Annotated in this window: 18 protein-coding genes; 14 read left to right on the forward strand and 4 right to left on the reverse strand. The window is 61.8% G+C overall.

Annotation, left to right across the window (positions count from 1 at the left end):
- The first annotated feature begins 1 nt into the window (after position 1).
- The 6 genes from RL_RS22260 (at position 2) to RL_RS22285 (ending at position 4,545) form a co-directional block, all read left to right on the forward strand.
- Entirely contained in the window at positions 2-205 is a 204-nt protein-coding gene (locus RL_RS22260; RefSeq protein WP_003543288.1) for a twin transmembrane helix small protein, read from the forward strand.
- 20 nt (positions 206-225) lie between these two features.
- Entirely contained in the window at positions 226-804 is a 579-nt protein-coding gene (locus RL_RS22265) for a cob(I)yrinic acid a,c-diamide adenosyltransferase (RefSeq protein ID WP_011653705.1), read from the forward strand.
- A 33-nt stretch (positions 805-837) separates the two neighbouring features.
- Entirely contained in the window at positions 838-1,623 is a 786-nt protein-coding gene (locus RL_RS22270; protein ID WP_011653706.1) for a rhomboid family intramembrane serine protease, read from the forward strand.
- 187 nt (positions 1,624-1,810) lie between these two features.
- Positions 1,811-2,560, forward strand: coding sequence for an electron transfer flavoprotein subunit beta/FixA family protein (locus RL_RS22275; protein ID WP_011653707.1), 750 nt, complete (start codon positions 1,811-1,813; stop codon positions 2,558-2,560).
- A 25-nt stretch (positions 2,561-2,585) separates the two neighbouring features.
- Positions 2,586-3,515: an electron transfer flavoprotein subunit alpha/FixB family protein gene (locus tag RL_RS22280; protein WP_011653708.1), complete on the forward strand. Its 930-nt coding sequence runs from the start codon at positions 2,586-2,588 to the stop codon at positions 3,513-3,515.
- Positions 3,516-3,663: 148 nt separating this feature from the next.
- Entirely contained in the window at positions 3,664-4,545 is an 882-nt protein-coding gene (locus RL_RS22285) for a 3-hydroxybutyryl-CoA dehydrogenase (protein WP_003543296.1), read from the forward strand.
- A 116-nt stretch (positions 4,546-4,661) separates the two neighbouring features.
- Here the strand turns inward: RL_RS22285 and RL_RS22290 are convergent, their stop codons facing one another.
- Positions 4,662-5,324 carry a thiol:disulfide interchange protein TlpA gene (locus tag RL_RS22290; RefSeq protein WP_011653709.1) on the reverse strand — a complete coding sequence of 221 codons (663 nt, stop codon included), beginning with the start codon at positions 5,322-5,324 and terminating at the stop codon, positions 4,662-4,664.
- A 40-nt stretch (positions 5,325-5,364) separates the two neighbouring features.
- Here RL_RS22290 and argH point away from each other — a divergent pair, with 40 nt between their 5' ends.
- From argH to RL_RS22310, 4 genes are all read left to right on the forward strand, one after another.
- A complete protein-coding gene (gene argH, locus RL_RS22295) occupies positions 5,365-6,768 on the forward strand; it encodes an argininosuccinate lyase (RefSeq protein ID WP_041936482.1) in 1,404 nt (467 codons plus the stop codon).
- Positions 6,769-6,926: 158 nt separating this feature from the next.
- A complete protein-coding gene (locus tag RL_RS22300) occupies positions 6,927-7,139 on the forward strand; it encodes an LPS translocon maturation chaperone LptM (protein ID WP_011653711.1) in 213 nt (70 codons plus the stop codon).
- An 11-nt stretch (positions 7,140-7,150) separates the two neighbouring features.
- The gene (gene lysA / locus RL_RS22305) at positions 7,151-8,419 is read left to right on the forward strand and encodes a diaminopimelate decarboxylase (protein WP_011653712.1); all 1,269 of its coding nucleotides are present in this window, start codon (positions 7,151-7,153) and stop codon (positions 8,417-8,419) included.
- Positions 8,420-8,584: 165 nt separating this feature from the next.
- Entirely contained in the window at positions 8,585-11,236 is a 2,652-nt protein-coding gene (locus RL_RS22310) for a TIGR02302 family protein (protein WP_011653713.1), read from the forward strand.
- Positions 11,237-11,381: 145 nt separating this feature from the next.
- Here the strand turns inward: RL_RS22310 and RL_RS22315 are convergent, their stop codons facing one another.
- The 3 genes from RL_RS22315 to RL_RS22325 all read right to left on the reverse strand — a co-directional run bounded on the left by RL_RS22315 (position 11,382) and on the right by RL_RS22325 (position 13,289).
- Positions 11,382-11,741, reverse strand: a complete 360-nt coding sequence (locus RL_RS22315; RefSeq protein WP_003543311.1) for a response regulator — start codon at positions 11,739-11,741, stop codon at positions 11,382-11,384.
- Positions 11,742-11,959: 218 nt separating this feature from the next.
- Entirely contained in the window at positions 11,960-12,502 is a 543-nt protein-coding gene (gene hpt / locus RL_RS22320; protein ID WP_003567049.1) for a hypoxanthine phosphoribosyltransferase, read from the reverse strand.
- A gap of 127 nt (positions 12,503-12,629) precedes the next feature.
- Positions 12,630-13,289, reverse strand: a complete 660-nt coding sequence (locus RL_RS22325; protein WP_011653714.1) for a membrane protein — start codon at positions 13,287-13,289, stop codon at positions 12,630-12,632.
- Positions 13,290-13,495: 206 nt separating this feature from the next.
- Here RL_RS22325 and ftsE point away from each other — a divergent pair, with 206 nt between their 5' ends.
- The 4 genes from ftsE to RL_RS22345 all read left to right on the forward strand — a co-directional run bounded on the left by ftsE (position 13,496) and on the right by RL_RS22345 (position 16,901).
- Complete coding sequence (ftsE, locus tag RL_RS22330) at positions 13,496-14,155, forward strand: cell division ATP-binding protein FtsE (protein ID WP_003543317.1); 660 nt, start codon at positions 13,496-13,498, stop codon at positions 14,153-14,155.
- Positions 14,148-15,161, forward strand: coding sequence for a cell division protein FtsX (locus RL_RS22335; RefSeq protein ID WP_011653715.1), 1,014 nt, complete (start codon positions 14,148-14,150; stop codon positions 15,159-15,161). Before ftsE ends, RL_RS22335 begins: the two co-directional genes overlap by 8 nt.
- A gap of 67 nt (positions 15,162-15,228) precedes the next feature.
- Complete coding sequence (locus RL_RS22340) at positions 15,229-15,945, forward strand: YdcF family protein (RefSeq protein ID WP_028743996.1); 717 nt, start codon at positions 15,229-15,231, stop codon at positions 15,943-15,945.
- Positions 15,946-16,103: 158 nt separating this feature from the next.
- Entirely contained in the window at positions 16,104-16,901 is a 798-nt protein-coding gene (locus RL_RS22345) for a lysophospholipid acyltransferase family protein (protein ID WP_041936483.1), read from the forward strand.
- The last annotated feature ends 1 nt before the right edge of the window (position 16,902 follow it).

The raw sequence follows: 16,902 nt of genomic DNA on the forward strand, positions 1-16,902 counted from the left end.
CATGTCCACGGTCACCTATATCCTCGCGATCATCGTCATGGGCCTCGTCGCCCTCGTCCTGATCCGCGGCCTCTTCAACATGATGAAGGGCGGCGATCCCAACCGTTCCAACAAGCTGATGCAGCTTCGTGTGCTGTTGCAGGCGATCGCCGTCATCCTGATCATGGTGACGCTCTGGGTGACCGGCGGCGGCCGTCCGACCTGACCGGGATTCGAGGGGGAACAGTGGTCAAGCTCAACAAGATCTACACGAAAACTGGCGATGACGGCACGACCGGGCTGGTGTCCGGCCCGCGCCGGCTCAAAGACGACCTGCGCGTCGAGGCCTACGGCACGATCGACGAGGCCAATTCCGCGATCGGCCTGGCGCGTCTGCACACGGCCGACTTGCCTGAACTCGACGCCATGCTGATGTCGATCCAGAACGACCTCTTCGATCTCGGCGCCGATCTCGCCACCCCTGACACTGGTGAGCCGCCGGCCTACGAGCCGCTGCGGATCGCCGAGACGCAGGTCGACCGCGTCGAGCGCGATATCGACCAGTTGAACGCCGGCCTGGAGCCGCTGAAATCCTTCATCCTGCCAGGCGGCAGTCCGGCCGCCGCACATCTGCATCTTGCCCGCACGATTGCGCGGCGCGCCGAACGTTTGATGGTGGCGCTTGCTCGCACCGACGGCGAAATCGTCGGCGAGCCGGCGATGAAATATGTCAACCGGCTCTCCGATTTCCTCTTCGTCGCCGCACGTCATGCAAATGACCGGGGCCATGCGGATGTACTTTGGGTTCCGGGAAAAAACAGATAGGTTTGCCACGATCACGATCGCCGGGGGGCCTTTATGTTCATACCACTTCACGACGCCAATACGCTGAAACATATCAAGGTTCAGTGGGTGACGCTCGCACTGATGACACTGAATATCGCGGTCTGGCTTTTGACCAGCCTGGAGAGCGAACAGGCAGCCCAGGCGACCACCGTCGGGCTAGGCTATATCCCGGCAATCGCCTTCGGCCATGCGGTGCTGGCGCAGGGGCTCGAAATCGTGCCGGAGCCGCTGACCTACCTGACCTATGCCTTCGTCCATACCGGCTTTTGGCATTTGGCCGGCAACATGATCTTCCTCTGGGTCTTCGGCGACAATGTCGAGGATGCGATGGGGCATCTGCGCTTCTTGATCTTCTACCTCGTTTGCGCGGCCGCTGGCGCGCTCTGCCACGGCCTGCTGACCATGACCTCGGAAGCGCCGCTGGTCGGCGCATCGGGGGCGGTCTCCGGCGTCGTTGCCGCCTATGTCATGCTGCATCCGCGCGTCCGGGTCTGGGTGCTGGTGTTTTTCCGTGTGCCGTTGCCCCTGCCGGCCTTCGTGCCGTTGCTTTTGTGGATCGGGCAGCAGTTCTTCATGCTGGCGATCGCACCTGACGGCGACGTTTCCTGGGGCGCGCATGTCGGCGGCATCCTTGCCGGGGCTTTCCTGATCCTGCTGCTGCGTCGGCCTGGTGTGCCGCTCTTCGACCGCGAGATCGTCACGCCCCGCGCCGTGAGAAACGACCCGGGCGCCGGCCAGGCCATCGCAGCCGGCACGGACGGGCGGACGGCGCAGCGTTTTCCCTGGGGCCGCCGCTAACGACAATATTGACGTGAACGTAAACGTCCATATATTGCCGAAGCAAATCGCCTGCCGGCGTCATGGAAGCGTTGAATTTGGAGGAAAAACGCGTATCCATGTCGCCATTCGACAATCGGAGCGGCGTCCGAACGCGCATTTTCTAAAAAAAGTCTCCGAAGCCAGTTTCTCCTGAAGGAAGGACCACATGAAGATACTCGTCCCAGTCAAACGGGTTGTCGACTACAACGTGAAGATCCGGGTGAAGCCGGATGGCACGGGTGTCGAGCTTGCCAATGTGAAGATGTCGATGAACCCGTTCGACGAGATCTCGGTGGAAGAGGCGCTGCGGCTGAAGGAGGCCGGCAAGGCCGAGGAAGTGGTGGTCGTCTCGATCGGCCCTGCCAAGGCCGAAGAGACGCTGCGCACCGCACTTGCCATGGGTGCCGACCGGGCGATCCTGGTCGAGACCGACGATCAGATCGAGCCGCTCACCGTCGCCAAGATCCTCAAGGCTGTCGCCGATGCCGAACAGCCGGGGCTGATCATCGTCGGCAAGCAGGCGATCGACGACGATTCGAACCAGACCGGCCAGATGCTGGCGGCATTGATGGGAATTGCCCAGGCAACCTTCGCTTCGAAGATCGAGATCGGTGACGGCAAGGCTCAGGTCACCCGCGAAGTCGATGGCGGTCTGCAGACGATCGAGATCAAGCTGCCGGCGGTCGTCACCACCGATCTGCGCTTGAACGAACCGCGTTATGCCTCGCTGCCTAATATCATGAAGGCGAAGAAGAAGCCGCTCGACAAAAAGACGCCAAGCGACTTCAGCGTCGATACCACGCCACGCCTCAAGGTGTTGAAGACCGAGGAGCCGTCGGGCCGCAAGGCCGGCGTCAAGGTCAAGTCGGTCGCCGAACTCATCGACAAGCTCAAAAACGAAGCCGGCGTGCTGTAATCAGGTTGGAACAGGAGCCATCATCATGACCATTCTTCTTCTGGCTGACCACGACAATGCAAGCCTGTCCGATCAGACCGCCAAGGCGCTGACGGCAGCGTCCAAGATTGGCGGTGACGTGCATGTGCTGGTTGCCGGCAAGGCTGCCAAGCCGGCCGCCGATGCCGCCGCCAAGCTTGCCGGCGTCTCCAAGGTGCTGCTCGCCGAGAGCGACGAACTCGCCAACAATCTGGCCGAACCACTGGCCGACCTGATCGTCTCGCTGGCCGGCAGCTACGACACGATCATCTCGGCTGCCACCTCGGTCGGCAAGAATGTGCTGCCGCGGGTCGCTGCCCTTCTCGATGTCGCCCAGGTCTCGGAGATCATCGAGGTGATCTCTGCTGACACCTTCAAGCGGCCGATCTATGCCGGCAACGCCATCCAGACGGTACAGGCAACCGATGCCAAGAAGGTCATCACCGTGCGCACCGCTTCCTTCGCCTCCGCACCGGACGGCGGTTCGGCCACCATCGAGGCAATCCCGGCGGTTTCCGATCCGGGGCTTTCGACCTTCGTCGGCGATGCGCTGTCGGCCTCCGACCGGCCGGAGCTGACATCGGCGAAGATCATCATCTCCGGCGGCCGGGCGCTCGGCTCGGCGGAGAAGTTCAAGGAGGTCATCCTGCCGCTTGCCGACAAGCTCGGCGCTGCCGTCGGTGCATCCAGAGCCGCCGTCGATGCCGGTTATGCGCCGAACGACTGGCAGGTCGGCCAGACCGGCAAGGTGGTGGCGCCGCAGCTCTACATTGCCTGCGGCATTTCAGGCGCCATCCAGCATCTGGCGGGCATGAAGGATTCGAAGGTCATCGTCGCCATCAACAAGGACGAAGAGGCGCCAATCTTCCAGGTCGCCGACTACGGACTGGTCGCCGATCTCTTCGACGCCCTGCCGGAATTGCAAAAGGCGCTCTGACCGCGCCAAATGCTTTTCTTTCGCACTTGCGAATGACTGGAAAATTATCTTTTATCGGGCTACTACTGCTGCCGGGCGATCCTTCGTCCGGCAGCATTGCTAGAAAAATGCGGCGGCGCGGGGGCGAATGCCGTGCGGGGGTTTGGAGATGAATGCGGTGTTGAAGAATATTGGTATTATCGGTGCCGGTCAGATGGGCTGCGGCATCGCGCATGTTTCGGCCGCCGCAGGTTACAGGGTTCACATCTACGATCTCTCGCAGGACCGCATCGAATCCGGCCTTGCCACCATCAACGGCAACCTGGCCCGCCTGGTGACGAACGGCAAGATGACCGAAGAGGAGCGCAAGTCGACCTTGTCGCTCATCACAGGCTCGTCCGATGTCAATGATCTCGCCCCCTCCGATCTCGTCATCGAGGCCGCCACCGAGGATGAAACGGTCAAGCGCAAGATCTACACGCAGGTCTGTCCGGTCCTGAAGCCGGAAGCACTGCTTGCCACCAACACCTCTTCCCTTTCCATCACCCGGCTTGCTGCCGCCACCGACCGCCCCGAGCGCTTCATGGGCATACATTTCATGAACCCGGTGCCGGTGATGAAGCTGGTCGAACTGGTGCGCGGCATCGCGACTGACGAGAAGACCTTTTCCGCCGCAAAGGAATTCGTCGGCACGCTGGAAAAGACCATCACCGTCGCCGAGGATTTCCCGGCCTTCATCGTCAACCGCATCCTGCTGCCGATGATCAACGAAGCGATCTACACGCTCTATGAAGGCGTCGGCACGGTCGACGCCATCGATACGGCAATGAAGCTCGGCGCCAACCATCCGATGGGACCGCTGCAGCTTGCCGATTTCATCGGCCTCGACACCTGCCTCTCGATCATGCAGGTGCTGCATGACGGCCTGGCGGACTCGAAATATCGTCCCTGCCCGCTTTTGGTGAAATATGTCGAAGCCGGCTGGCTCGGACGCAAGTCCGGCCGCGGCTTCTATGACTATCGCGGTGAAGTACCGGTCCCAACGCGTTAAACGCTCGCGGCTCTAAAGCGCGTCGCGATCTCTCAGATTCGCTTGTCGCGCTTTAGGTCTTTGTTTTTACGCATGTCGTTAGCGCAAAACCGCTGCACACTTTTGCGCGACATCCTCTAAGACCCGATCGCACCCGTGATCAGCGCCTTGGCATCCTCGCTGTCCCAGGCAGCCGGCCCGTTCATCGCTGAAATCAGGCATCCCTTGTCATCGATCAACAGCGTCACCGGCAGCCCCATGGCGAGGCCCTCTTTCTTCAGGCTGTTGAACACCGAAATCGTATTGTCGCGATAGAGCTGCAGCGCATCGACGCCGATCTCCGCAAGGAAGGTCTTCGGCTTCTCGTCGTCGCCACTGTCGATATTGACCGGCACGACCTGGAACCTGTCGCTGCCCATCTCCTTCTCGAGCGCGTTCAACGCCGGCATCTCCTCGCGGCAGGGAACGCACCATGTCGCCCAGAGATTGAGAAGCACGGTCTTGCCTGCGAAATGATCGAGCGTCAGCGGCTTGCCGTCCGGCCCGTTGAAGGAGACCGCGGTCAGTTTGCGCGGCTCGTAGGCGGCGACCATCGCGGCCACCTGTCCCTTCATCAGCGGCGTGAGGCTGGCGACGCGATCCCTCGCAAGCTTGCATTCGACTGATGCCGTTTCGCGGCCGCCATTGCCAATCCCCGTCTCCTTCACGTATACCGCTGCCGCACCGGCAACGACACCCGCAACGGCGGCCATCGCGATCCATTTCAGGGATGGCAGCCCGAGGGGTTTTCTTGTCGTCATTTCATTCTCCTGGACATGCATCCTCAAGGCGGACACCTTCATGGCCGACGACACCACGGACACCAAATCCTCCAACCAGATGTGGGGCGGTCGCTTCGCCTCCGGCCCGGACGCGATCATGGAGGAGATAAATGCCTCGATCGGTTTCGACAAGAAGCTATTCGCGCAGGATATCCGCGGTTCGATTGCCCATGCGACGATGCTCGCCCATCAGGAGATCATTTCCGCCGAAGATAAGGACAAGATCGTTCACGGGCTAAACACGATCCTGTCAGAAATCGAAAGCGGCAATTTCGAATTCTCGCGTCAGCTCGAAGACATCCATATGAATGTCGAGGCACGCTTGGCGACGCTGATCGGACCGGCCGCCGGCCGCCTGCACACCGCCCGCTCGCGCAATGATCAGGTGGCGCTCGACTTCCGTCTCTGGGTGAAGGAAGAGCTGCAGAAGACCGAGCAGATGCTGACCGGCCTGATCGCGGCCTTCCTCGACCGCGCCGAAGAACATGCCGAAAGCGTCATGCCGGGCTTCACCCATCTGCAGACCGCCCAGCCCGTTACCTTCGGCCATCACTGCATGGCCTATGTCGAAATGTTCGGCCGCGATCGCTCGCGGGTGCGCCACGCCATCGAGCATCTGGATGAAAGCCCGATCGGTGCCGCCGCACTTGCCGGCACCGGCTATCCAATCGACCGCCACATGACGGCCAAGGCGCTCGGTTTCCGCGAGCCGACCCGCAACTCCATCGATACGGTCTCCGACCGCGACTTCGCCATCGAATTCCTGTCGATCGCAGCGATTGCGGGCATGCATCTGTCGCGTCTGGCAGAAGAGATCGTCATCTGGTCGACCCCGCAATTCGGTTTCGTGCGCCTCTCCGACGCCTTCTCGACCGGCTCGTCGATCATGCCGCAGAAGAAGAACCCGGATGCCGCCGAACTGGTGCGCGCCAAGACCGGCCGCATCAACGGCTCGCTGGTGGCGCTGCTGACGATCATGAAGGGCCTGCCGCTCGCCTATTCCAAGGACATGCAGGAAGACAAGGAACAGGTCTTCGACGCTGCCGAGAGCCTGGAACTGGCAATCGCCGCCATGACCGGCATGGTGCGCGACATGACCGTCAACACCGCGCGCATGAAGGCGGCGGCCGGCTCCGGCTATTCGACGGCGACCGATCTTGCCGACTGGCTGGTGCGCGAAGCGGGGCTCCCCTTCCGCGACGCCCATCACGTCACCGGCCGCGCCGTAGCACTCGCCGAAAGCAAGGGCTGCGACCTTGCCGAACTGCCGCTCTCCGATCTGCAGGCGATCCATGCCGACATCACCGACAAGGTCTACGACGTGCTGACCGTCGAGGCCTCGGTCGCCAGCCGCAAGAGCTTCGGCGGCACCGCGCCGTCCGAAGTGCGCAGGCAGATCGCCTTCTGGCGCGCCCGCAACTAAGAGATATCAGGCGTGGCGAAAAGCCGCCGCGCCCTTCCTGCGGGCGCGGAAAGACCGCCCAACAATCAGGGTGCACAAGGCGAATAAACTTCGATATGAAGATATCAATCATTCGATATGAATGATGTCCATCGTTCGGTACGAATGATGCCCATCACATGCCGCAGAAGAGGAAATCCATGAAGAGCTTGCCGCACCTCGTCCGCCTGACGGCGGTTCTCGCCGTCATCGGCCTTGCCGTTGTCGGATGCGGGCGCAAGGGCGACCTCGATCCGCCGAGCGCTTCGGCAACCAAGGAAGGCGACGTTTCCAAGCCGACGAAACAGCCGGGAACCGTCGACAAGCCCTTCCTTCTCGATCCCCTTCTTTAAGGCATAAGCCCGTGAACCATTTCGAGTACCGCGACGGCGTCCTTCATGCGGAGAACGTCCCCGTTCCCGAGATCGCCAAGGCGGTCGGCACCCCCTTCTACGTCTATTCCACCGCCACGCTGGAACGCCATTACCGCGTCTTTTCGGAAGCCTTCGCCGACATGGACTCCATGGTCTGCTATGCGATGAAGGCGAATTCGAACCAGGCGGTGCTGAAGACGCTGGGCCGCCTCGGCGCCGGCATCGACGTCGTCTCCGAGGGCGAGCTGCGCCGCGCGCTTGCCGCCGATATTCCGGCAAACCGCATCATGTTCTCAGGTGTCGGCAAGACGCCGTCCGAGATGGATTTCGCCCTCGAAGCCGGCATCTACTGCTTCAACGTCGAATCCGAGCCTGAACTCGAGATCCTCAACCAGCGCGCCGTCAGCGCGGGCAAGAAAGCGCCGGTCTCCTTCCGCATCAACCCTGATGTCGATGCAAAGACGCATTCCAAGATCTCGACCGGCAAGAAGGAAAACAAGTTCGGCATCTCCTGGGAGCGCGCTCGCGCCATCTATGCCCATGCCGCTAGGCTGCCGGGCATCGAGGTCACCGGCATCGACATGCATATCGGCAGCCAGATCACCGAGCTGCAGCCCTTCGACGACGCCTTCAAGCTGCTGCACGACCTTGTCGCGACGCTCCGCGCCGACGGCCACACCATCCACCACGTCGATATCGGCGGCGGCCTCGGCATCCCCTACAAGGATGATAACAATCCGCCGCCGCTGCCGGACGCCTATGCGGCAATCGTCAAGAACCAGCTGCGCGGCCTGGACTGCAAGATCATCACCGAACCCGGCCGCCTGATCGTCGGCAATGCCGGTATTCTGGTGACAGAAGTCCTCTATGTGAAGGATGGCGGCGAAAAGACCTTCGTCATCGTCGACGGCGCGATGAACGATCTCATCCGCCCGACGCTCTACGAGGCCTATCACGAGATCCGACCGGTAACGATTTCTGCGGCCAACGCGCCCCGCATCCGCGCCGACGTGGTCGGTCCCGTCTGCGAGACCGGCGATTATCTGGCGCTCGACCGCGAGATGGCGATGCCGAAGCCCGGCGACCTGATGGCCGTCAGCACTGCCGGCGCCTACGGCGCAGTCCAGGCCGGCACTTATAACAGCCGCCTGCTGGTGCCCGAAGTTCTGGTGAGGGGCAGCGATTTCCATACGATTCGCCCGCGCAGAACCTATGCCGAACTGATCAGCCTCGACTCCGTTCCGGCCTGGCTCGACTGAACAAGCCATCACTTTTTGGCGAATAAACGTGAAAAGCCGGTATTATCGGCCGCTCGCCCTCGCCTTCGCCACAAAGAGTGTTATCCTTTCGTTCATGAGCGTATTGCCCTGCAATCGCCGGAAGCGCCCTCTGTTCCTGAACGCCAGATCGCGGAGACCGGACCGATGACAAGCCCCTCTCGGCAGAAGAAAGGTGCATTTGCGTTCCGTCCCTCGCTTGCCCGGCTGGTGACGACGAAACGCCTGCTGGCGCGCATCGTGCTCTTTTTCGAGCAACTGCTGCCGCCTTTGATGCCGGTACTGTCCGTCATCGCCTTTTATCTCTCCGCCTCCTGGTTCGGCCTCTTCCGTAGCGTGCCGGACTGGCTGCGCATCCTGCTGCTCATAGCCTTTGCTGCCGCTTTTCTCGTTTCGCTTCTCCCCTTCCGCACCCTGCGCTGGCCGAAAGTCGCAGAAGCCGACCGCATGCTGGAAGAGCGCAACGGCCTGCCGCATCAGCCGGTCACCGTCCAGGAAGACGAGCCGGCCTTCGATACGCCCTTCGGCCGGGCGCTCTGGCGCGAGCACCAGACGCGCATGGCCGAAAAGATCGCAGCGCTCTATGCCGGACTGCCGCGGCCTGATATTGCCGCGCATGACCGTTTCGCGCTGCGCGCCGTCCCGGCGCTGCTGCTTGTCACTGCCTTCGGTTATTCGCTGTCGATCAACGGCGGCTCGATCCGCGACGCGTTGCAGGCAGCACCCGAGCAGGTGGTCAGCGATCCGGCGGTGCGCATCGACGCCTGGGTGACGCCGCCTTCCTATACCGGCCGCGCCCCGATTTACCTGACGGCTGACGGCAGCGAGCAGGCACCGATCGGCATTCCGCAGTTTTCGGGCCTCACTGTCCGGGTCAGCGGCGGAAAGACGGCCGAAAAGGTCGTGTTCCGCAAGGCGAACGGCGAGGCGCAGGATATCGCCGTGCAGGCCGATACCAAACCGCAGCAGACGGCGGCTTCGGCCAGCGAGCAGCCGACGGCGGCACCGGCCAGCCAGGCTCTCGTCGCGCAGACGCATATGATGAAGCTCCAGGAGAACGGAGCACTTGAGGTCAATGGCCGCCGCTGGAACTTCGACGTGCTCCCCGACAAGGCGCCGGAGATTGCCTTCGACGGCCTGCCGAAGCCCAGCGTCAACGGCGCACTCGAAATCGGTTTCACCGTCAAGGACGATTACGGCGTCCAGGAGGCGCATGCGGAGATCGTTCCCGTCGAAACCGATCCGACCGCAACGCCGCTCTATCCGCTGCCGGAGTACCGGCTGGATGTCCCACGCCGCAACGCCCGCGACGCCAAGGGCGTGACCAGCCGGAACCTGACCGAACATCCGCTTGCCGGCAAGCGCGTGCGCATCACCCTCGTCGCCAAGGATGCCGCCGGCCAGACCGGCCGCAGCCCGCCGCATGAGATGGTGCTGCCGTCGCGGCCCTTCAACGAGCCGCTTGCCGCGGCCGTCGCCGAGGAGCGACAGGTTTTCGCGCTCGATACGCGCAAGATGCCGCAGGCGATCGCCCTGAACGAGGCGCTGACCATCCGCCCCGAGGAGACGATCCCCAAGCTCACCAACTATCTGCTGCTCGAATCCGCCTTGACGCGCATGAAGCTCGCAAAGGGCGAGGATGCGCTGAAGGATACGGCCCAATATCTCTGGGAAATCGCCCTCGGCATGGAGGACGGCGATCTTTCGCTGGCTGAGCGCAAGCTGCGCGAAGCCCAGCAGAAGCTTGCCGACGCGCTGGACCGCAACGCTCCCGACGCGGAGATCAAGAAGCTGATGGACGAGCTGCGCAAGGCGATGCAGGACTATATGACCGAGCTTGCAGAGCGCATGCAGAACGCGCCGATGCAGCCGAACCAGAATGCGCAGAATATCCTGCGTCAGCAGGATCTGGAACGGATGATGGACCAGATCGAGAATCTTGCCCGCTCCGGCAATCGTGACGCGGCCCAGCAGATGCTGTCGGAATTGCAGCGGATGATGAACAACCTGCAGGCGGGCCGCCCGCAGCGCGGCCAGCAGGGGCAGGAAAACAGCGAAGCCCGCAAACAGATCGACAAGCTCGGCGAGATCCTGCGCGACCAGCAGAAGCTGATGGAACAGACCTTCCGGCTCGACCAGCAGCTCAGGGACCGCATGCAGCGTGGCGAGACTGAGATGGGCGAGAACGATCCGCTGCTCGACGAGATGAACCCCGGAGAGAACGGCGAGCCGCAGGACCAGCAGCAGGGCCAGCAAGGCAGGGAAGGCCAGCAGCCCTCCGACCAGATGACGGCCGAGCAGCTGCGCGAGGCGCTGAAACAGCTACGCGCCCAGCAGGATGCGCTCGGCAAGCAGCTCGGCGAATTGCAGAAGAGCCTCGGCGAGATGGGCATGAAGCCCGGCCCGGGCTTCGGCCAGGCGCAGCGCGAGATGGAAGGCGCCGGCCGTGAACTCGGCCAGGGCCGCGGCCAGCCGGCCGTCGAGGGCCAGGGCCGCGCGCTCGAAGCCCTTCGCCAGGGCGCCCGCGACATGATGAACCAGATGATGCAGGCGCAGCAGGGCCAGCAAGGTCAAGGTCCGAACGGCCAGGTTGGTCAGGGCGACCAGAACGGCCGCGATCCGCTCGGCCGGCCGCGCCGGACCCAGGGACCTGAGTTCGGCGATAACGTGAAGGTGCCTGACGAAATCGACGTTCAGCGGGCGCGAGAAATCCTTGACGCGATCCGCGAAAAACTCGGCAACAATCCACCGCAGGAAATGGAACGGCGCTATCTCGAGCGGCTGCTGGACATCCAGTAGGTCCTACTCCACCGCATAATGGATTGCAGTCGCTCTAACAGAATGATTTTAGGCCGGATCGGCCTAAAATCTAAATCCGGATATCAATCGAGGAAGGTGAGCACCATCTCGTCCGACGACCGCTCACACCTTTCGGCATTACGCCCTAGGCGACGAGCGCCCGGGCAACAGCCTTGCGGATATCGGGAAGCGCGAACGGCTTGGCAACGACATCGATGATCTTTTCGGCAAGATCGTCGGCCCGTTCGCGCTGTTCGGCATAGCCGGTCATCAGCAGGATTTTCAAACCTGGAAAAGCGTCTTTTGCCTGATGGGCGAGTTCAATGCCGTCCATCACGGGCATGCGGATATCTGAAAGCAGCAGATCGTAGACCCCGTCTTTGAGCTTCTCCAAGCCCTCGGCCCCATCGGCCGCCTCATCGGTCTCGTGGCCATCAAGGCGCAGGGCCCGGGCCACGAAGGACCGCAGGGAGTCCTCGTCTTCCGTAATCAGAATTCTTGCCATATGTGCATCGCTCCGTATCAGCCCCGCGACGGAAATCACCAGACTTTCCTTTTCGATCGGTAAAGATGGTGAAGCGATGGACGAGATGGTTAACAACCCGTCTTGAAGGCATTACAGCGCCGCGCGTCTTTAAGACGCGAAAAGGACGCTGTAACACTTTTAGTTGCTGCATAATTTTATCCTTAAATCGATTCCGATTTAAGGAATTATGCAGTAGCTCAGGCGTCCCCGGTAACCACGCCGACGAAGGGCAGTTCGCGAAAGGCGTAGGCGACATCCATGCCATAGCCGACGACAAAATAATCGGGGCATTCGAAGCCGACATAGTCGGCCTCCAGCTTTTCCTTGCGCTTGACGCGCTTGTCGAGCAGCACGGCGATCGTGACGTTGCGCGCGCCACGTTCGAAGAGCAGCTCCTTCGCAAAGAGCAGCGTCCGGCCGGATTCGAGGATATCGTCGATCAGCAGGACGTCGCGCCCATGCACGTCGCTGTCGATATCCTTGACGATGCGCACGCCCTGAGAAACCGTGCCGATACCGTAACTCGACAGCGTGATGAACTCGACCTCCGGGGCAAGCCCGCTGTCATGCAGGGCGCGGATCAGATCGGCGGCGAAGATGAACGACCCCTTGAGCACGGCGATGACCAGCAGGTCCTTGGTCGGGCCGTTGGCGATCTCCCGCGCCATCGAATGATTGCGCTCGGCGATCTGCTCGGCGGTGAAGAGCGGCTCGATGTTTTTTCCGCGCACGACAGGCATAAGGGCTTGCTCCATGAAAAGAAGGGTAAGCCGTTAGCACATATGCGAGCCTGAAACAGCCTCGCCGGCTATGAAATTAACGCGATTGGCGCGACCTGCGACGCGAAAATCGGCAATCCATGTCCTGTTACGTCTGTGGCAGGAAGGAAAGCCGGACCTCCGGTATTTTTCCGCCGGCATGCTGGACACGAGCCGAGAAGCCCCGGCTCTGGCCGCCATAGATCACGTCGGCCGGTGGGTTGATGACGATGCTTGCGGTCAGCCGCTCATCGGTCACGAGATCGGCACGGATCGGGTGCACCGTCTGCGTCGTGCCGCTCTCGTTTTCGATGATGCCGTTGATGACGAGCACGCGCATGCCGTTCGCATCACGCGGCGTCACCGTGACATGGGTGAAATGCAGCGATGCGCCGGAACTGGCTCGCTCGCCGGAAAGGCCGGAAAAACCACCCGCAAGCCCGAAGACGAGCACGACCAGCGCCAGCACCAGCGCTGCGAAGCTCCGCATCGACGCGCGCTGCAGCCAGGATTCCACGGTCCGTAGAACGGAAGCAGCCATTGCCGGCATGAGCGGCGGCTGTGCGGCGTTTGCCGCAGCCATACGCTTGCGGTTGTCGTTATAGGTACTTGCATTGAATTCCCTGGGCCGAACTTTGCCGAGGGTGACGAATTCGGCGTCGGAGATATCGGCAGGACGCGCCGAGCGGTACCGACGATTGGCGGGTTCCGGCGGCAGGAAATCATAGGTCTGGCCCGGCGTCCGGCGACTGAAGGAGGATGCTTCCATGGTGGCTGCCTCGCAGATGTCCACATGGTTTCGCTGCCAGAGGAAATCTTGGCATTGAAACGAATCCTGCTCAGTCGTAAATTTTAATGGTTAATGCTTCGCAAAGATCGCCATCAAACGGGCGTCTTTCCAGCAAAATTTACCGGCTGTTAACGGTGTTGGTTAACAAGTCGTGCGGTGAAACCCACAACAGACTGAGCTGCCCGTTGATCCACTTCGAGAATGTCGGTTTGCGCTATGGCATGGGCCCGGAAATCCTCCGGGACCTGACCTTCGACATTCCGAAAAAATCCTTTCAGTTCCTGACGGGTCCATCGGGCGCCGGCAAGACGTCGCTGCTGCGGATGCTTTTCATGTCGCTGCAGCCGACGCGCGGCTTGATCCGCATGTTCGGGCGCGACATTTCCGAAATCCCCCGCCCCGAACTGCCGCTTCTGCGCCGCCGCGTCGGCATCGTCTTCCAGGATTTCCGTCTCCTCGACCATCTCACCACCTATGAGAATGTCGCTTTGCCCTTACGGGTGCGTGGCAAGGATGAGAGCTCCTACAAGACCGACGTCCTGGAACTTTTGAAATGGGTCGGCCTCGGCGAACGCATCAACGTGCTGCCGCCCGTACTCTCCGGCGGCGAGAAGCAGCGCGCCGCAATCGCCCGGGCGCTGATGGATCGGCCGGAAGTGCTGCTGGCAGACGAACCCACAGGCAATGTCGACCCGCCGATGGCCAAGCGCCTGCTCAACCTTTTCCTCGAGCTGAACCGCCTCGGCACGGCAGTCGTGATCGCCACGCATGACCTGGCGCTGATGGAGCAGGTGGAAGCCCGCCGCATGATCCTCTCAGAGGGGCATCTCGATATTTATGACTGAGCCCCCGTCCAGAAACCCCGAGAAGGCGTCTGCCAAGACCCAGCAGAAGCGGCCGGAATTGCGCGTGCGTCCGACCGCGCCGATCCTGCCGCCTTCCAACATCCAGGGCAGCGCCTTGATGGTGGTGATATCGATCATGGCCTTTCTCGCCTGCCTGACGCTCGGCGGCGTCAGCATGGTGCGCTCGACGGCGGCCAGCTGGGAGAGCCAGATCTCGCGCGAGATTACCATCCAGATCAAGCCGGACGACAATCTCGACATGGAAAAGGCGCTGACCCAGGCGCGCGATCTCGCGCTGACCTTCGTCGGCACCAAGAGTGGCCAGATCGTCGATGAGGCGGCGACCGCTCGCCTGCTCGAACCCTGGCTCGGCCCTGGTCTCGATCTCAAGGATCTGCCCGTTCCCCGCCTCGTCATCATCACCATCGACGAGAGCAATCCACCGGATTTCGATTCGATGCGGGCGCTGCTGAAGGAAAGCATTCCGCAGGCCACCCTTGACGATCACCGCACCTGGGTCGACCGGTTGGTGTCCATGGCGCACACGACTGTGATGATCGGCACCGGCATCCTGCTCCTGGTTTTCACGGCGATGGTGCTCACCGTCGTCTTCGCCACGCGCGGCGCATTGTCGGGCAACCGTCACGTTGTCGAAGTGCTGCATTTCGTCGGCGCCGAAAGCTCCTTCGTCGCCACCGAATTCCAGAAACATTTCCTGAAGATCAGCCTCAAGGGCTCGGCGATCGGCAGCGCACTTGCCGCTCTCTTCTTCGCTACCGCCGGTTTCTGGCAAAGCCGCACCCTCGCCACTCCGGAAACGGACCAGGCGACCGCGCTCTTCGGCACCTTCTCCGTCGGCGTGCTCGGTTATGCCGGCATCTTCGCAACGATGATCGTCATCGCGCTGCTCACCACCTTCACCGCGCGGCTGACCGTCATGCGGACGATCTACGAAATCGACACTCTACGCTCGGACCCGACACGCACCGACGGCATCGGAAGTTGATCGTGACCGTGCCGTTGTGCCATGAAAGCGTCTGTTCCGCGCCGCAATCAGCGTATAATCACGATTCATGACGATGGGACACACGACACCCAACCCGATTCATCAGGACCCGGAGCTTGATCGCCCGGCAGGTTTGCCGCCGCGGCGCGGGCCGATCCGCCGCCTGCTGCGCTGGGGCGGCTTTGCCTGCTTGCTGGCAATCGCCCTGGTGTTCGGCGGGTTTCTGCGTTTTGCCGATTCCGTGACGACGCTGAAGCCCCCGACCGAGCCGAAGGCGGATGCCATCGTGGTGCTGACGGGTGGTTACCAGCGCATCGACCAGGCCGTGGAGCTGCTGCAGAAGGGTGCCGGCAAGCGCTTGCTCATTTCCGGCGCCCACCCGACGACGACGCCGGCGCAGATCCGCAAGATGACGCAGGGCTCGGCCGATCTCTTCTCCTGCTGTGTCGATATCGGCTATGATGCGATCGACACCATCGGCAATGCCGAGGAAGCTTCGAACTGGATCCACGCCAAGGGATACCGCAGCGTTCTGATCGTCACCAACAATTATCACATGCCGCGAAGCCTCGCCGAGCTCTCCTATGTCGATCCCGACATCGAGTTCATCGCTTATCCCGTGGTCAACTCGGATTTGAAGAGCCGCAACTGGTTCACCGACCCGAATGCGATGCGCGTCATGCTGGCCGAATATGTGAAAGTGCTCTTGACCGGCGCCCGCAACATCACCGGCTTCGGCCGCCACACCGGGCTGCGCTCGGCAAGTGCGTCTGGCCAAAACTAGACGCCGAGCGTCCGATAGGACGCTCTATCGTTTTTGAATCTGCACATAATCCTTTCCGAGAATCGATTCCGATTTTCGGTGTCATGCGCTACCAAACGCTTTTTATGGCGGGCAATATCGTGTAGGCCGGACGCGTGAGCATGCCTCGGGAAAGTTTCATGATCGCCCTGCGTTCCGTTCTCTTCAACACGATCTTCTACGCCAACCTCATCATCCGGATGATCGTGCTCTCGCCTTATTATTTCCTCGTGCCGCGCAAGATCGCCTATGCGATCCCGAAGAACTGGGCGCGCTCCAACCACTGGCTGATGCGGGTGATCGTCGGCACCACCTTCGAGATCGAGGGCCTGGAGAACCTGCCTGACGGCAGTTACATCCTGGCGCCGAAGCATCAGTCCTTCTGGGATACCTACGCACTGCTGCCTTGGCTGAAGGACCCGGTTTATATCCTGAAGCGCGAACTGATGTGGATTCCGCTCTTCGGTTGGTATGCGAAGAAACAGCGCATGATCCCGGTCGATCGCGGCGCCCGCGGCAAGGTGATGGTGGAAGTGCTGAAGCGCACGAAGGAAGAACTGTCGACCGGCCGCCAGCTCATCATCTATCCCGAGGGCACCCGCCGCCCGCCAGGCGCAGAGCCGCTCTATAAATACGGCATCGCCCGCATGTACCGCGATCTTAACCTCCCCGTCGTGCCGGTCGCCATGCATCCCGGCCTCTTCTGGCCGCGGCGGAGCATTCATCGTTATCCCGGCCATTTCAAGGTGAGAATCCTGCCGCCGATCATGCCAGGAATGGATCCGGACGCCTTTTTCGCCCATCTGATCGAGGTATCAGAGCGGGCAAGCGACGAGCTTCTGCTCGAAACCGTCGCGCAAAATCCGTATCTGCCGCTCCCGCCGACGGCGGTCGAAAGGCTGGTCGAGCTGCGCAAGCTGAACGCGGCAACTGGCTGAG

Origin of the sequence: Rhizobium johnstonii 3841, assembly GCF_000009265.1 — a bacterium.
In the GTDB taxonomy this organism is placed as follows: domain Bacteria; phylum Pseudomonadota; class Alphaproteobacteria; order Rhizobiales; family Rhizobiaceae; genus Rhizobium; species Rhizobium acaciae.

Excerpts from the sequence above, each read along its gene's own strand:
- RL_RS22310 (WP_011653713.1), top strand. The coding sequence starts at position 8,585 with ATGACAAGCCCCTCTCGGCAGAAGAAAGGTGCATTTGCGTTCCGTCCC.
- RL_RS22280 (WP_011653708.1), top strand. The coding sequence starts at position 2,586 with ATGACCATTCTTCTTCTGGCTGACCACGACAATGCAAGCCTGTCCGAT.
- RL_RS22300 (WP_011653711.1), top strand. The coding sequence starts at position 6,927 with ATGCCGCAGAAGAGGAAATCCATGAAGAGCTTGCCGCACCTCGTCCGC.
- RL_RS22285 (WP_003543296.1), top strand. The coding sequence starts at position 3,664 with ATGAATGCGGTGTTGAAGAATATTGGTATTATCGGTGCCGGTCAGATG.
- RL_RS22260 (WP_003543288.1), top strand. The coding sequence starts at position 2 with ATGTCCACGGTCACCTATATCCTCGCGATCATCGTCATGGGCCTCGTC.
- RL_RS22290 (WP_011653709.1), bottom strand. The coding sequence starts at position 5,324 with ATGACGACAAGAAAACCCCTCGGGCTGCCATCCCTGAAATGGATCGCG.
- RL_RS22270 (WP_011653706.1), top strand. The coding sequence starts at position 838 with ATGTTCATACCACTTCACGACGCCAATACGCTGAAACATATCAAGGTT.
- argH (WP_041936482.1), top strand. The coding sequence starts at position 5,365 with ATGGCCGACGACACCACGGACACCAAATCCTCCAACCAGATGTGGGGC.
- RL_RS22345 (WP_041936483.1), top strand. The coding sequence starts at position 16,104 with ATGATCGCCCTGCGTTCCGTTCTCTTCAACACGATCTTCTACGCCAAC.
- RL_RS22325 (WP_011653714.1), bottom strand. The coding sequence starts at position 13,289 with ATGGAAGCATCCTCCTTCAGTCGCCGGACGCCGGGCCAGACCTATGAT.
- RL_RS22315 (WP_003543311.1), bottom strand. The coding sequence starts at position 11,741 with ATGGCAAGAATTCTGATTACGGAAGACGAGGACTCCCTGCGGTCCTTC.
- RL_RS22275 (WP_011653707.1), top strand. The coding sequence starts at position 1,811 with ATGAAGATACTCGTCCCAGTCAAACGGGTTGTCGACTACAACGTGAAG.
- RL_RS22335 (WP_011653715.1), top strand. The coding sequence starts at position 14,148 with ATGACTGAGCCCCCGTCCAGAAACCCCGAGAAGGCGTCTGCCAAGACC.
- hpt (WP_003567049.1), bottom strand. The coding sequence starts at position 12,502 with ATGCCTGTCGTGCGCGGAAAAAACATCGAGCCGCTCTTCACCGCCGAG.
- RL_RS22340 (WP_028743996.1), top strand. The coding sequence starts at position 15,229 with ATGACGATGGGACACACGACACCCAACCCGATTCATCAGGACCCGGAG.